The sequence below is a fragment of the Candidatus Hydrogenedentota bacterium genome, from assembly GCA_013359265.1.
Taxonomy (GTDB): Bacteria; Hydrogenedentota; Hydrogenedentia; order Hydrogenedentales; family SLHB01; genus JABWCD01.
Genome location: JABWCD010000028.1, coordinates 1 through 15,399, shown reverse-complemented (window position 1 = coordinate 15,399; position 15,399 = coordinate 1). Strand labels below are relative to the sequence as shown.

The following is a 15,399-nucleotide window of genomic DNA, read 5'->3' as shown; positions in this document are numbered from 1 at the left end:
GCGAGAAGTGCAGAATTCTTTAGATATCTTCGGCAGAATCGATATGTAGAGAGGTGACTTTGTGATTCTGACCGTAACACCAAATCCCTGTGTTGACAAAACGGTCTTCATCGACAAACTGAAGGTCGGCGCGTTCATGCGGTCACACAAGTGTACGTGCATTCCCGGCGGCAAGGGCACCAATGTATCGCGGGCCGTCAAGTTGATGGGGCGCGACACGAAGGCGATGGTGGTTGTCGGCGGGCATCCCGGGCGTCATGTTGTCGAAATGATCGAGCAACAGGACGGCATCGAATGCGTGCCCGCGTGGGTCGCGTCGCAGACGCGGACGATTACTACGGTGCTCGAGGAACCGATTCACCGTCAAACCGCATTCTTCGAGCCGGGATCGCGTGTGACGGAGACTGAGGCGCGCGGGATAGTCGAGACGTTTCGACGTGCCGTTGCAGGCGCGCGTGTAGTGGCGTTCAGCGGGACGGTTTCCGATCCGGCGATCTCTTGGTTGTACGGCGAACTGATCCCAATCGCGAAGAACGCGGAAGCCATCACGATTCTCGATTCGCACGGCCCGGAGTTTGCTCGAGGAATTGAGGCCGTCCCGTACATGGCCAAGCCCAACGTGGCCGAGCTACAAGAATTCGTCGGGTTCACACTAACGAACTCGACAGAGCAGCTCCGCGCAATCGACGTTCTTCATGCGCGCGGGATCGGCCTTGTTGTACTGTCGCTCGGAAGGGAAGGAGCGATTGTATCCAGCGGCGCGGGTCGCTTTCAGGTTATCCCGCCCGCGATTCGCGAGGTCAACGCGGTCGGCAGCGGAGATGCGCTGGTTGCGGGGCTCGCAATCGGGATTATGGAAAAGGCGCCGATCGAGGACGCGGCGCGCACTGCATGCGCCATGGGCACCGCGAATGCCATGTCCTGGGATATCGGCCACTTTCGGGTGGAAGAAGTCCACGCAATTCGAGACGGCGTACGAGTCGTTCGGATGCAGTAGTACTATGCTTGTGTAATTTACATGCCGATCGAAAAGTCTTGACAATCGCGGGATTTCGTTGCAGAATTTGGTTTGTCATAAGGGGTCGCCTTCGGGGGAACGGTAAGTCAAACGCCTCCGCGCAACTGCGGAGACGATTGCGAGAGGCAGGTATTGAGCGTGCCTGAACTCGACAAACTTACGTTAAGCGACATGATCCGGGTCGGGAGCGAACTGCGCAAAATCCCGGCCAGCCTTAACTGCATGGAATCGGCCGCAGAGCACGTAGTCGACTATTTTTACGAGAACTTCCGGAATGGCACAACCGGTTCCCGCAATTGCGTTCTCGTGCGGTTCTATCTGACTGTTCCGTTTGGGGAGCTGGAACCCGATCTTCAACTCTTCGCGAGTACCATTTCAGACTGCGGGAGTCTTCGCGCATCGACGAAGTGTATGACGCTGCTCGCCACGAGAGGGGACGATCCGGCCTGGAATTCGCGTATATCGTCGGTTGGGCACAAGGCAATCCCACTCCCGAGCGTCGATGTCGTTTCCAAGATGCCGATGATGTATCAATTGGTCCGGCAATTGGGAATTGAGTTGTCCGACTTTCTCGATCCGACGCCCGAACTGTTTTTGGAAATGGAACAGCGCAACTACAACGTGTTCCATGTCCCAACGGCGCTGAATTCACCCCACATTCCCGCACAGGACAATTTCGTGGTTCCGTTCGGAATCCGATCGGTTTTGGGTTTCGGCGGCTTGCTGCCGGGCGGGGAGCTTTTTGCGGTAATACTGTTCGCGCGCGACGAAATCCCTCTGGAGTCGGCGCAGATGTTCAAGACGGTCGCACTGAACATAAAGACGGCAATACTCAAGTTTTCCGTCGAAAGGAAGATATTTAGCCGGTAGCCATTCACACAGGCGTTTCCGCAGTCGGAAACGCAAACGAACGGGCAATGACAGATCAGCAAGTAGAAATCGACCGCCTGCGGTCTCAGGTGGCATCGCTGGAGCAACTGATCGAGGTTCATGAGGTCGCGGTTCTCGAGCAGACCGCGCAGCGCGATGCGGTGCTTCGGCGCATTGAGCTACAGACAGAGGAATTGAAGCTGTCGAACGCGCGGCTGGAGGAAACGGCGCGTGCGCTCAACGAGAACAAGGCGGAATTGGAGCGCAGCAATTCCGAGCTGGAGGCATCGATAAAGCAAGCGGAGGCCCTGGCCGTCCGCGCGGAAGCGGCAAACCACGCAAAGAGCGTGTTTCTCGCCAACATGAGCCACGAAATCCGCACACCGATGAACGGCGTGATCGGGATGACGGAATTGTTGCTCAGCACCGAACTGACAAAGGAGCAGCGGGACTACGCGGAGACGATTCGGGCCAGCGCGGACGCCCTGCTCACCATCATCAATGACATTCTCGATTTCTCGAAGATCGAAGCCGGGAAGATGTCGATTGATCCCATCCCGTTCAACATGCACGATGCGGTCAACGAAGTCGCCGAACTCATGGCGGTTCGCCTTCACGGCCGGGACGTTGAACTCATCGTTCGAATTCACCCGTCGGTTCCCGAGCGCCTCGTAGGAGATCCGGGGCGCATTCGCCAGATTATTCTCAATCTTGTAGGAAATGCCGTGAAGTTTACGGCGGCTGGACACGTGCTCATCTCCGTGGCCGGTACTCCGTCGCGAGACACGTTGTTCGAAATCACGGTAACCATCGAGGACACGGGTATCGGTATGTCGCCGGATCAACTTGATAAGTTGTTCCAGCCGTTCGTGCAGGCCGACGGAAGCACGACGCGGCGGTTTGGCGGTACGGGACTCGGCCTCTCCATCTGCCACCGGCTCATCGAGCTTATGGGCGGTTCCCTGAAGGTCGCGAGCGAAGTGGGGAAAGGGTCCACGTTTACGTTTGCGATCCGGCTTCCGATTGACGCGAATCCCATGCAGACTCCGCTTCCGATGGCGGCGCTTGGCGGCATTCGCGTGCTGGTAGTCGACGATTACATGCTGAACCGGCGCATACTACTTGAAATGCTCGAGTCATGGGGCGTGCGTGCGCAGGCCGCGGGGTCGGGGGCGGAGGCGATGCGACTGCTGGACGATGCGATCCGGACCGGGCAGGCGTTCGAGATCGCAATTGTAGATCAATTGATGCCTGGAATGAGCGGGGAGCAATTTGCGGAAGCCGTGCGTGCGGACGCGCGGTTTGCCGGCCTGCGCATGATCCTCTACACATCGAGCGGACAGCGCGGCGATGCGAAACGCGCGGAATCGCTGGGCTTTTCGGGCTATTTGATAAAGCCCGTACGGGCTGCCGTACTGATGGACACGCTGGCAACGGTGCAGGCCGCACGCGCCGGGAATGCGGACGTTCCGTTTGTGACGCGCCACACCATCACCGAACGTAATCCCAAGCGATTCGCCGAGCCTCACCCGCGAGACGGCAAACCCCTCTTCCCGATGCGCGTGTTGTTGGCGGAAGACAACGCCGTCAATCAGAAAGTGGCGCTGCTGATGCTCGAGCGTCTCGGGTGCAGCGTCGATGTCGCCGGGAACGGAAAGGAAGCGGTCTCGATGGTGCAGCGGAACGCGTACGATCTGGTGTTCATGGATTGCCAGATGCCCGAAATGGACGGTTACGAGGCGACTGGGGAGATACGGCGCGCGCAAGCGGAAAGCGAGCGAATTCCGATCGTTGCAATGACTGCGAACGCCATGCAGGGTGATCGCGAGCGGTGCATCGAATCGGGAATGGACGATTACATCAGCAAGCCCATCAACCCCGACGCGATCCGGGCGGTGCTGCGGCGATTCTCGAATAAAGCGCAGGTAACATAGGCCGAACGACGCGGCCCTAGGCGGTGCGGCTGAATGAGGGCACCGCGCAATCGGCGAGGCGCACACCGAGTACCTGAACGTTTGGAGGGGATTCGGAAATCCGCGCTGCATCCTTTTCTGTCACGAGCACCGGCTTGTTCCCTTGCAGGGCATCGTCAGGGATGCACGTGTGGTCGCGGTAATACCGCCTTTCGGCGATACGCGCACCCAAGGACTCGAGTGTGGCGGCAAAACTCTCCGGCCGCGCGATTGCACACGCAACGATAATCTCCAATCCGTTGAGAGTCTCCAGCGGGAGTTCTTCTCCGGTTGCGAGCGATCGCAGGGGGCCCGGAGCGTGACGTGTCGTCCGAATGGGCGCCGAGGGACACGATTGGTCCAAATGGTCTGCCAGCCCCTCAATTGCGGCGACAGGTGCACGGTCGCAATGGGTCAGAATTACGTGTGTCGCCCGTGCTGCCGCGGCAACGGGTTCGCGCAGAATTCCGCGCGGCAACAATCGTCCGTTACCGAACGGATTCGTTGCGTCGATGACGAGCACATTTTCATCGCGCGCAAGCCGCAAGTACTGATACCCGTCGTCGAGGATGAGTACGTTGCAGCCGAATTCATCGATGGCTTTTCGGGCAGAAGCTACGCGATCAGCCGATCGGGCGACGATTACGTTTTGCACGCGTCTCGCGATCATGGCCGGTTCATCGCCGATGATATCGGCTTTCGCGTTGGCGTCGCTGCCGCGAACGCAGATGGTCTCGTTCAGCCGCTGTGTCGCGCCGTATCCGCGCGTCAAGACCGCTACACGGTTGCCCGCAGCGACTTCCGCCTCCGCGCGCTCGATTACCGCTGGGGTTTTGCCGGTGCCGCCGACCGTAAGATTGCCGAAACTGATGACGCGGGCGTTGACCTTCACGGGGGTGCTCATTGCACGCACGAGCATACCGGCGCGGTACACGGGCGTTGCGGCGGATAGGAGCGCGTCGAGATACCAGGGGATCGGCTCGTTGTTGCGGATTTTGTCCGAGAGCGAATCGAATAGGGTCATTTGGGTGCGAAGCGTTTGCCGCTGAACTGGCGCACGAGCCCCTTGAGTTCGAGCAAGGTGAGCGCGCTGAGCGCCTGCGAGACGCTGACGCGGCACGCCTGCGCGATTTCGTCGACGTGCGAGCCGTTTGGCGAGAGCACATCGAGTATGCGCCGCTCTTCGTTTGTCGACGCGTCTTGCTTCGGCGGGTCGGCACGCGGCGGCGCGGACTGTTGCGGCACGACCGATAGCTGCGGCCGCGACGGCGCGGCGCGGTCCTGCCGGTCTTCATCGGCGGCCGGCGCCGGCTGTGCGCGGTTGGCGACGCGCACATTAGACGGCAACTCGAGTTCGACGAGAATATCGTCCACGGACTCAACCAACTTCGCGCCTTCGCGGATCAGGAGGTGCGGGCCCTGGCTGTTCACGACGCCGATTTGGCCGGGAATCGCGAAGACTTCCCTCCCCTGCTCCGCCGCCTGCCTCGCGGTGATGAGCGCGCCACTGCTCAGCGGCGCTTCGATGACGAGGGTGCCGAGACTCATGCCGCTGATGATGCGATTGCGGTACGGAAAGTGTCCGGGAGATGGCGTAGTACCCATGGGAAACTGCGAGACCACGCTGCCGTGCGCGATGATGTCCCTCATCAGTTCGGCATTTTGCTGCGGATACACGATATCCACGCCGCACCCGAGCACGGCGATCGTGTTACCACCGGCGTCGAGCGCGCCCCGGTGCGCGGCGGAGTCGATGCCGTTGGCCATTCCACTCACGACCGTGACGCCCCGCGCGCCGAGTTCGCGGCCGAACTTTTCCGCCATGCGAATTCCGTACGGAGTGGCGCGGCGCGTGCCGACGATTGCGACGCAGGGTTGTTCCGCCTCGAGCATGCGTCCGCGAATGAATAGTAGCAGCGGCGGATCGTAAATCTCCGCGAGCCGCAGCGGGTACGCGGGGTCTTCGAGTGTGATCAGGGAGGCGCCCGCTTTGGCCATCGCGGCTTCCTGTCCCGCCACATCGGCTACGTCGCTATATTGCGCGATGCGCTCGGTAAGTTTGGGGCCGACGACTTCTTCGAGCGCGCGCCGGCTGGCGTTCAGTACCGCTTCCGGCGTACGGAACCGCGCCAACAGACGTATGAACATCGCCGTGCCCACGCCCGGCACGAGCGCGAGTGTGACCCAACTACGTTGTTCATCGGTTAGCGGCATGTGAATCGTGGACTATCGTACTTGATACTTCGATTGAACTTGTTGCGCACCACGCGACCATGTTAGCGAATACAGGTCACGAATTAGTAGTCTATGCCTCACCCGATGGAAAAGCGACTTCACATCTCGCCCGGCATGCGGGCGATGCTCGACTATCCAAAGTTTTCGGGGCCGACGCGGCTGCTGATTCTGGAAACCGAGTATTTTTTTGATAAGAGCTGGGTCCGCGCGGCGGAGTCGCTGGATTGGGCGGTCGCGACCGTTTCCTCGGCGATGACGGGTGGGCTTACGCGGGACCAGGTGGCCTCCCTGTTTCGAACGGTCGCGGAGTTCAAGCCGCATTTCATTCTTACGTCCAACTACGCGGGGATGGACGAGGGCGGGCTGTTTTCGCGGTTCTTCGAGGACGCGCGCATTCCCTACGTGAGTTGGTTTACGGACACGCCCCGCATGATCCTGTACAACCGCGTTGTCCACTGCTCGCCGTACAGCGTGGCGGCGACGTGGGAACGCGGGTATACGGCGCACCTGAAATCGCTCGGCTTTGAGCACGTGCACTTTATGCCGCACGCGACGGACCCAGGACTTTTTCGGGGCCCCGCGTTGGAGACGCATACGCGCGAACTGGCGTTTGTCGGCGCGTCCATGATCACGCATGCGGAGGAAGCATGGGAGAAACTGCGCGCATTCCCGGCCATTAGCACAGCGGTGCGCGAAGCGCTCGACAGCGGGCGGATGTCGCGCGAACAATTTGCCAAGGGCGTGGAAACGATTATCGACCCGTGGCTCCTGGGCCGGTGCGCGCCTCGGGAGCGCCGTCATCTCGAGCTATGCCTTGTCTACGAAGGCACGCGGCGAATCCGGGCCGCGTTGGCGTTGCGCCTCGCACCGCTCGGCCTTGAGGTCTACGGCGACCCCGACTGGAAAGACGTTCATGATCGCAGCTTTGGAGACATCGGCTACTTCGATGCGCTTGCGCCCTTTTATCAATCGACGGCAATTAATATCAATTCCACCAGTATTCAGATGGCAAGCGCGGTGAACCAGCGCGTGTTCGATTGCCCCGCCGCGGGCGGGTTTCTGATTACGGATGCGCAGGACGACTTGGAGGAACTGTTCGACCCCGATGCCGAGTGTATCACTTACCGTTCCTTGGACGAACTCGTAGAACTCATCGCGCGTTACCGTGCCGACGCGTACGAGCGCCGCCGCGTAGTCGCGCAGGCACAGGCGCGCATCTTCGCGCAACACACGCACGCGCACCGCCTGAAGTCGCTGGAAGACTATCTGCGCGACCGGTTCGCGTAACGTGGAGGCGTTCAGCCGAAGTGTTCCATCACCCACCGCGCGATCGTGCGCAGGCGGTGCGCGTAGGTGTGTTCGCCCAAAATGCGCGTGCGCGCGGCGTTAACGATCGCGGCACGGGCACTCGCTCTTGCGCGAAAATGCGCCAACTGATCGCGGCATTCGTCTATTGACGCAAACGTTGCGACCTCCGTTGAATCGAACAAACGCGCCAGATCGCTTTGCCTGTCGGTTAACAAGAAACCACCTGCCGCGGGGCAATCGAACACGCGTTGGTTCACCGCGGCGGGCATCTGGATGCTTGTGAAGTTCAGATTGACGGCGCACTCGCGATAGAACGCCGGCAGAGCGTCGAAGTAATGAACGGGCGGCATCGCATCCGCGACGACCGTTTTCCACGCGCCGTCGCCCCGCACCTGCACGCCGTCCGGCGCCAATTGCCGCAAGGCATCGTGGCGCAGGCGCCGCGTGCCTTCGAGAAAAAACAGCATTTCCAGATGCCGGCTTTCCTCGGGGTCCAACGCCGACGCCGCTTCCGCTCCAATGATGGAAGCGAGCCCGCGCGCCATGTGATCGCGCGTGACTGCGCCGACGGCAAAGGCCCCTTCTGCCAGTACGGACAGTTTTGGCTTCTCGCGGACTGCTTGCCATGCGCGCTCGGCGAACTCGACCGTCGAGTTACCGACGAACGCCGGGGGATGCATCGCGAGTTCCGCCGGTCCCGCGTTGAACAGCGTCGTATCCGCCGCGAGCGGCAGCCAGTGCACGTGGGGAAAACCTACGGCGCGCAAGTAGGGGGCGTACGATTCATCCCACGTGAGCGCCATCGCATGATTGGAGGCATAGGTGGTCCGTCCCATGACAATCGTGCGGGGATTGTCGACAAACCACGCCACGTACGGAACGCGCAAGTCATGGAAGAAGCGCGCCCACATCCCGTCGACATCCATCCCGGCAAGGTTGATTGACAGGATGAAGTCGGGACGCGTCGTTACGATCGCATCGAGCAACTGCGCGATTTGTTCGCGGGACGCCGCGCCCTCCATGGCCGTCGGAACGGACGCAACCTGCCACCCGATGCCGCGCGCCGCGGCTTCGCATGCACCATCGAGCCAATATTGGCTCCGTAGAACGAGTACGCGCGGGACTTCGCCCGCGAGTTTGTCGTAGCTCATAATCGATCGGAGCCGACCGGTAATACGGAGGCGCGGTTCATTCATGCGGCAAATCGTACCACTGACGGGTGGCGAACCTGGAACGGAGCGCGAGTCGGACACAGTGTTATACTGCGAGGACAATTCGCAATGTCTCCGCATAAGGGCCGACCATGAAGTACTTCGCACTCCTCCTCATCACCGCGACGCCGTTTGCGGTTGTGGCCGGCCCCGATGTGACGACGTTTCAGATTCACTCGCCGTACGCTCCGGAAGTCGATATCGGTTCAGACACTGCGATCGTTTACGGTGTGGGCCGAACGTTTGCGCAGCGCGCCGCGGAGTGGCGCGCGAAGGGGTACGACGTGTCGCTCATGACCGGAATTGCATGGGGCGATTACGGCGCGTACTACGGCGAGGGCGAGGCATTCAAGAAAGGCGAAGTGCAAACCGAACGCGATGGCAGGTTGCGCATGCACGGCAACAGCACGAATGTCGGTTACAACGTGCCCACAGTTGCATATATCGAGTTCGTGAAAAAATACATTGACCCGGCGCTGGACGCGGGCGTGCGCGCGGTATATCTCGAAGAGCCGGAGTACTGGGCGAACACGGGCTGGAGCGAGGCGTTCAAGCGGGAGTGGGAACAGTTCTATGGCGAGCCGTGGCGGGCGCCGGATTCGAGCGCCGATGCACAGTACCGGGCGAGCAAGTTGAAATACGAACTTTATTTCAACGCCCTGCACACGGTGTTCGCGCACGTGGACGAGCGCGCCAAGACGATCGGCCAGACGATCGAATGTCACGTGCCCACGCACAGCCTGATCAACTATGCGCAATGGGGCATCGTCAGCCCGGAGTCGCATCTCATTGATATCCCGCAATTGGACGGGTACGTCGCGCAGGTGTGGACCGGCACGGCACGCTCGCGGAACTCGTACGAGGGTGTGGCGAAAGAGCGCACCTTTGAGACTGCGTATCTCGAGTACGGGCAGATGGTGGCGATGACGCACCCGACCGGCAAGAAGCTGTGGTTCCTTCATGATCCGGTCGAGGACAATCCCAATCGCAGTTGGAACGATTACCGTTACAACTACGAGTGCACGGTCGTGGCGTCGTTGATGTGGCCGACCGTGCACCGCTTCGAGGTCATGCCGTGGCCCGACCGGATTTTTCGCGGGCAGTATCCCAAGGTGGATCTGGACTCGAAGACCGGCGAGCGAGAAGGCATTCCCGCGGACTACGCGCTGGAGATGCTGACCGTCGTCAATGCGCTAAACGACGTCGGACAGCACGACGTCCGGTTCGAGTGTGGAACGCGTGGCGTCGGCGTCATCGTATCGGACACGATGATGTTTCAGCGCGCCGACCCGACACCGAGCGATCCCATGCTCGGGTCATTCTACGGGCTGGCGCTTCCCTTACTGAAGGTGGGCGTTCCCGTCGAGATGGTACAGATGGAGAACGCCGGTTATCCGAATGCGTTCGGCGACTGCAAGGTGCTCCTGCTCACCTACGAGCATCAGAAGCCGCTGAAGGCGGCCTATCATGAAGCACTTGCGGGATGGGTCCGCCGCGGCGGTTGTCTGATTCTCGTGGACGATGGACGGGACCCGTATCACGCCGTTCGGGAATGGTGGAACGATCAGGGCGCGTCGGAGGCAAAGGCGTACGACCATCTGCTCGGCGTTCTCGGCGCCGGGGAAACCGCGTGGAAGAATCCCGTGGTGGTTGGGGGCGGCTTCGTTCGGGCAATTGCGCAGAGTCCGGCGCAGCTTTCGCGCGAAAAAGGCGGCGCGGAAAAAGTGCGCGGGTGGGTTGCGGAGATGCTCCGGCAGCGCGGGGAAGAACTGCAGACATCTCCGGGCATTTGCATACGGCGCGGTCCGTACATCGCGGCCGGCGTGTGTGACGAGTCGCCACTGGAAGTGCATTCGATGACGGTCTGGGGTAAGTGCGTCGATTTGTTCGATCCCGGACTGCGCATTGTGGACAATTTGGTCCTCGGCCCGAATCAGCGCGCGTTTCTCTATGATCTGTCCTATATCAAGCGGCACCGTTTTGGCCCGCAGGTTGTTGGATCGAGCAGCCGCATCCGCAATGCCCGCGAACTACCGGGTGCATACACATTCACCGCCCGCGGTCCCGCCGGCACAACGGCGAGACTTCGCGTGTATCTTCCGTCCGCCCCGCGCAGCGTCACGACCGACCCGCAGTTGGACGTGAAGCAGGAATGGGACGCGTCGTCGCAGACGGCGCTGATCGAACTGCCCAATCGCGCGGAGGACGTGCGCATCACCATTGCGTATTGATTTTGTGGGGCGGCTCGGGCATTTGCTACAGTTCCCATTGGGTTTGCGGAGTATCAGGTAATGCTTGAAGACCGTTTTTTGCAGTTGATCAGTAACCACACGCGCGTACCGATCCCGAGGGTGGTCAAGACTATCGAGTTGTTTTCGGGCGGCGCGACGATTCCGTTTGTCGCGCGTTACCGAAAAGATGCGACGGGCAATCTGAACGAGGTGCAACTCGAGGCGATTGCGGAGCAGCATGCGTACTTTGCCGAATTGACGTCGCGGCGCGCGTTCGTGCTCGATGCGATCGAGAAGCAGGGACAACTGACGGATTCCCTCAGGGCGGCCATCCTCGAGTGCACGAGCCAAACGTTGCTCGAGGATTTGTACCTTCCCTACAAGAAGGCCAAGCGCACCAAGGCGACGGTGGCGCGCGAGAAGGGCCTTTCGCCCCTTGCCGATTTCATTTGGGCACAGACGGCAGGCGATCAACCGCTCGAGACGTTTGCTCAGACCTTCGTGCGTGCGGAGAAGGCCGTCGCGTCGGTCGAGGAGGCAATGGAAGGCGCGAAGCATATCCTTGCGGAACGCGTGTCGGTTGATTTGGAGGCGCGCGCGCTTGTCCGCGATCGCATGCATCAGCATGGAAGTATCGCGGCGCACCCGACGAAGAACGCCGAAGGGAAGCACACGAAGTTTGAAGCGTACTATACGTTCTCCGAACCGGTCGCGAAGATTCCCTCGCACCGGTATCTCGCGGTCCATCGCGGAGTGAAGGAAGGGTTTCTGCGTATGGAACTTGCGTTGGACGACGCGCGCATGGTCGCGGAGTTGCAGGGGAAATATCTGAAGTCTCCCGATGGCGAGTTTGCGGCGCACGTGCGAGAAGTGATTGAGGATTCGTACCAACGACTGTTGCGCCCCTCGATCGAAAACGAAGTCCTGCGTCAGGTCCAGGAACGCGCGGACGCGGAGGCGATTCGCGTGTTCCGCGAGAACGCGCACAACCTCTTGCTTGCGCCGCCCGCGGGACCGATGACGGTAATCGGAGTAGACCCCGGACTGAAGACCGGCTGCAAGCTTGCGGTAATCGACGCGACAGGGGCATTTGTCGAAAGCGCAACGGTCTTCCCGACCCCGCCACAGAACGATTTCGAGACTTCGGAGAAAGTGTTGCTGGCGCTGATTGAAAAGCACCAGGCCAAGGCGGTCGCCATTGGCAACGGCACCGGTTCGCGCGAAGTCGCGAAGTTCATTCGCCAGGCGCTCGCGAAAGTCAGTTCGAATGGGGTGTTCATGGTGCTTGTGAACGAGGCGGGCGCGTCTATCTACTCCGCGTCCAAAATCGCGCGGGACGAGTTTGCGGAACTCGACGTCACGCTTCGCGGCGCGATTTCGATTGCGCGCCGCATGCAGGATCCGCTCGCCGAACTTGTGAAGATCGAGCCGCGGCATATCGGCGTCGGACAGTACCAGCACGACGTGAACCAGCGCGCGCTGCGCGAGGGCCTGCACAAGACGGTGGTCTCGTGCGTGAATGCCGTCGGCGTAGACGTGAACACGGCGTCGGTCGCATTGCTGAAGTACGTAAGCGGAATTCAGTCCGATACGGCGGTGAACATTGTCGCGTTCCGGACGGAACACGGCGGATTCAAGAACCGCCGGGAGCTCCTGGAAGTGCAAGGCGTGGGGCCCAAAGTGTTCGAGCAATGCGCGGGGTTCCTCCGCGTGCGTGGCGGGGACCAGCCGCTCGATGCGACCGGCATTCACCCCGAGGCCTATCCCGTGGTCGAGCAGTTGGCCGGGCGGATTGGCGTGGACGTGCCGACCTTGCTCGAGAAGCCGTCGCGGGTTGACGAGATCGACCTGCGCGCCCTCGAAACGGAGACCGTCGGCGCGCTCGCGCTGCACGATATTCGCCAAGAACTGCACAAGCCAGGCCGCGACCCGCGCCGCGAGTTCAAGGTCCCCAAGTTCCTCGATGGCGTGGACTCGGTCCAGGCCCTGGAAGAGGGCATGGAAATAGAGGGTGTCGTTACGAATGTCACGGACTTCGGCGCGTTCGTTGACATCGGCGTGCATCAGGACGGCCTTGTGCATCTGTCGGAACTCGCGAACCGGTTTGTGCAAGACCCGCGTGAAGTCGTGCGCGTCGGCGACGTGGTCAAGGTGAAAGTCATCAAAGTGGACAAGGCGCTTCCGCGCATTTCGCTCTCGATCAAAGCGCTGCTTCCGCCGCCGGAGCCGCGGCAGCGCCCGGAGCGCGCCGAGCGCCGTCACCATGCGCCGCACGACCAACCAGCGGGCGCTCCGCCCGCGCACGGGCGTCCACACGAACACGCACGCCCGCACCACGGCCGTGACCGCGGGCGCGACGAACACCGGGACGGACATGATCGTCCACGCGAACGCAAGCCCCAGCGCGACGAACGGCCGCGCGACGACCAACGGGCGCCCCGTCGTCCCAGCCGGCGCGACAAAGAAACCGCGGCGGAATTGAAGTCGGCCATGCGCGGGAGCAAGGGCGGTCAGGCCATCAAGCATGCGGACAACGGCGGCGGACCATTGAACACCCAATTGGCCGATCAACTTGCGGCGCTGCGCGAGAAACTCGGCGCGTAACCGCGCACGCGCGGTTCCAACATGACCCCCGCGCCGAGGTTTGCGCGTTGGTGGTGGGCGGGGTTCCGCTCGTCGTTAGCGATGCTGCCGCGGGCCCGGACGCGGCGTAGTCTGAAACTGGCGATACGCCAACTGCTCTGTCCCATCGATCTCTGGCGCTACTACGAACTCGCGGCAGTGCTCGACTCGATTACAGCCAGCGATCGGGCGTTAGACATCGGCAGCCCAAAGGTCCTCGCCGGCTTCGTCCGGGCAGCGGCGGGGTCCGCTGTCATCTGCTCCGATATTGCGGCGGACGCGCTACCGCGATCGCAGCCCGGATTGGAGTTCATGCAGTGCGACGCGATGCGCCTGCCGTTCGCCGATGCATCGATCTCCACGTTGTACAGCGTCAGCGCGATCGAGCACATCGCAGGGACCGGCGACAGCGTCGCCATGCGCGAAATTGCGCGCGTGCTCGCCCCGAACGGTCTCGCGGTAGTCACGGTGCCTATCGTGCCCAAGTACGAAGAGCGCTGGGTTGACGCCGATCCGTACGGCAAGCAGGCGCGGGATGCGCGTGGGCGCGTGTTCTTCAGCCGCTACTACGACTGGCCCGCGCTCGACGACCGCATCGTATGCGCTGCCGAGTTGCACGTGAGGGCCATGCACGCGTGGCAAGAATCGCCGGCCGGTTGGTACGCGCGTTATTGCCGCGCAACGGCGCGTCCCGCTTCGCTGCGATCGATCGGTACAAAGCTTTTCGACCCGGTATGGGCCGCGCGATGTATTGTGCCGGTGGATGGCGGTCCCTCACACGTTACACGGCACGGAATCGCGGCGATTGTGTTCGAGAAACGCGGAAAGTAGTTTCGGTCGATTGTGAACGCAGGAATCGATTCATGACCGATGGGCCACACAGGCCTCATGCAGAAACAATCAATAGAATAGCCGGGATATTTCCGCTGCGATCTCCTCCGGCGTACGGGTTGCGGCATCGATGGAATGATGGGCCGCCGCCGCGTACAAGGGAGTGCGCGCCGCCAGAACGTCGGCGAGTTCATCGACCGCGGACTTCGAGCCCGTTAGCGAAGGGCGGCTGGCGTCGTCCTTGATGCGCGCGGCAAGTACGGTCACGGGCGCCTGCAACCAGAAGACGCGGCCGCCGGCGCGCAGCGCGTCGACGTTGGCCTGGCGCAGCACGACGCCGCCTCCGGTATCGATTATACAGTCGGCGCGTGGCGCGACGTGGCGAACCACTTCCGACTCGAGGTCGCGAAACGCGTCCCACCCACGGTTTGAAACGAAATCCACGATCGCGCACCCGGCGCGCCGCTCGATTTCAGCGTCGGTCGAAACGACAGGCCGCGACAGCACCGTTGCCAGCGCCTTCGCTACCGCCGATTTGCCGCTGCCGCGCGAACCGATGAGGACGACATTCATTGCACGCGATGCGCCGTCGAAAACTTACAGAACGTCACGGCGCTTTGCTCCCCGAACTTGCGCTCGAACCGCTGGGCGTGACCTGAAACTCTTCGAGATTGTCGCCCAGGTCGCCGGACTTTGGTGTCTCATCCGGCGAAGATTGCGGTTGTGCGGGGGCACCCTCGGGAGCGGCGCCGGTGGGACCGGTCTGCGCCGGCTTACATGACGCTAGCGACAGCGCGACGGCGATCACGAACAAGCATATCCTTCGCATGGATTCGGACCTCCGCGGACATAGTAACGACAAAGGCACCCCCGGCGCACCGAGGGTGCCTGGATAACGTTGTCGGGGTATCGAGCTAGCGCTTTTTGCTGGCGCTGCTGCCGCCGGTGTTCACCTGGAACTCGTCTAGGTTGCCCAGCGCATCGCCACCGCTTGCCGAGGTGTCCGCCGCAGGCTCCGCCGAAGGAGCATCCGCGGGTGCGGGCGCCGCATCGGCGGGTGCAGCCGGCGCCGGTTCAGCAGGGGCAGGCGCGGCGTCTGTCGGCGCGGGTGCCGGTTCGGC

12 protein-coding genes are annotated in these 15,399 nt (G+C 61.8%); 7 read left to right on the top strand and 5 right to left on the bottom strand.

What is annotated here, in order from left to right; all coding sequences use genetic code 11:
* Positions 1-61: 61 nt before the first annotated feature.
* From HUU46_20890 to HUU46_20880, 3 genes are all read left to right on the top strand, one after another.
* Positions 62-997, top strand: coding sequence for a hexose kinase (locus tag HUU46_20890; protein NUM56105.1), 936 nt, complete (start codon positions 62-64; stop codon positions 995-997).
* 159 nt (positions 998-1,156) lie between these two features.
* Positions 1,157-1,888, top strand: coding sequence for a hypothetical protein (locus tag HUU46_20885; GenBank protein ID NUM56104.1), 732 nt, complete (start codon positions 1,157-1,159; stop codon positions 1,886-1,888).
* 47 nt (positions 1,889-1,935) lie between these two features.
* Entirely contained in the window at positions 1,936-3,822 is a 1,887-nt protein-coding gene (locus HUU46_20880; GenBank protein NUM56103.1) for a response regulator, read from the top strand.
* A 16-nt stretch (positions 3,823-3,838) separates the two neighbouring features.
* On the opposite strand, the gene lpxK is transcribed toward HUU46_20880, so the two are convergent.
* Positions 3,839-4,864 (bottom strand): tetraacyldisaccharide 4'-kinase, encoded by a 1,026-nt coding sequence (gene lpxK, locus HUU46_20875; GenBank protein NUM56102.1) that lies wholly within the window; start codon positions 4,862-4,864, stop codon positions 3,839-3,841.
* Positions 4,861-6,054, bottom strand: coding sequence for a DNA-protecting protein DprA (gene dprA, locus HUU46_20870; protein ID NUM56101.1), 1,194 nt, complete (start codon positions 6,052-6,054; stop codon positions 4,861-4,863). Before dprA ends, lpxK begins: the two co-directional genes overlap by 4 nt.
* Positions 6,055-6,147: 93 nt before the next feature.
* Between dprA and HUU46_20865 the strand changes: the two genes are divergently transcribed.
* Complete coding sequence (locus HUU46_20865) at positions 6,148-7,362, top strand: glycosyltransferase (protein ID NUM56100.1); 1,215 nt, start codon at positions 6,148-6,150, stop codon at positions 7,360-7,362.
* 11 nt (positions 7,363-7,373) lie between these two features.
* Here HUU46_20865 and HUU46_20860 read toward each other — a convergent pair whose 3' ends face one another.
* Positions 7,374-8,579 carry a glycosyltransferase gene (locus HUU46_20860; protein ID NUM56099.1) on the bottom strand — a complete coding sequence of 402 codons (1,206 nt, stop codon included), beginning with the start codon at positions 8,577-8,579 and terminating at the stop codon, positions 7,374-7,376.
* 107 nt (positions 8,580-8,686) lie between these two features.
* Here HUU46_20860 and HUU46_20855 point away from each other — a divergent pair, with 107 nt between their 5' ends.
* From HUU46_20855 to HUU46_20845, 3 genes are read left to right on the top strand one after another with little or no spacing between them, the layout of a single operon-like run.
* Positions 8,687-10,825, top strand: coding sequence for a hypothetical protein (locus tag HUU46_20855; protein NUM56098.1), 2,139 nt, complete (start codon positions 8,687-8,689; stop codon positions 10,823-10,825).
* 60 nt (positions 10,826-10,885) lie between these two features.
* Entirely contained in the window at positions 10,886-13,429 is a 2,544-nt protein-coding gene (locus tag HUU46_20850) for a helix-hairpin-helix domain-containing protein (protein NUM56097.1), read from the top strand.
* A gap of 21 nt (positions 13,430-13,450) precedes the next feature.
* Positions 13,451-14,278 (top strand): class I SAM-dependent methyltransferase, encoded by an 828-nt coding sequence (locus tag HUU46_20845; GenBank protein ID NUM56096.1) that lies wholly within the window; start codon positions 13,451-13,453, stop codon positions 14,276-14,278.
* 69 nt (positions 14,279-14,347) lie between these two features.
* On the opposite strand, the gene HUU46_20840 is transcribed toward HUU46_20845, so the two are convergent.
* The gene (locus HUU46_20840) at positions 14,348-14,851 is read right to left on the bottom strand and encodes a shikimate kinase (protein NUM56095.1); all 504 of its coding nucleotides are present in this window, start codon (positions 14,849-14,851) and stop codon (positions 14,348-14,350) included.
* Between the two features lie 34 nt (positions 14,852-14,885).
* Complete coding sequence (locus HUU46_20835; GenBank protein ID NUM56094.1) at positions 14,886-15,107, bottom strand: hypothetical protein; 222 nt, start codon at positions 15,105-15,107, stop codon at positions 14,886-14,888.
* Positions 15,108-15,399 lie beyond the last annotated feature (292 nt).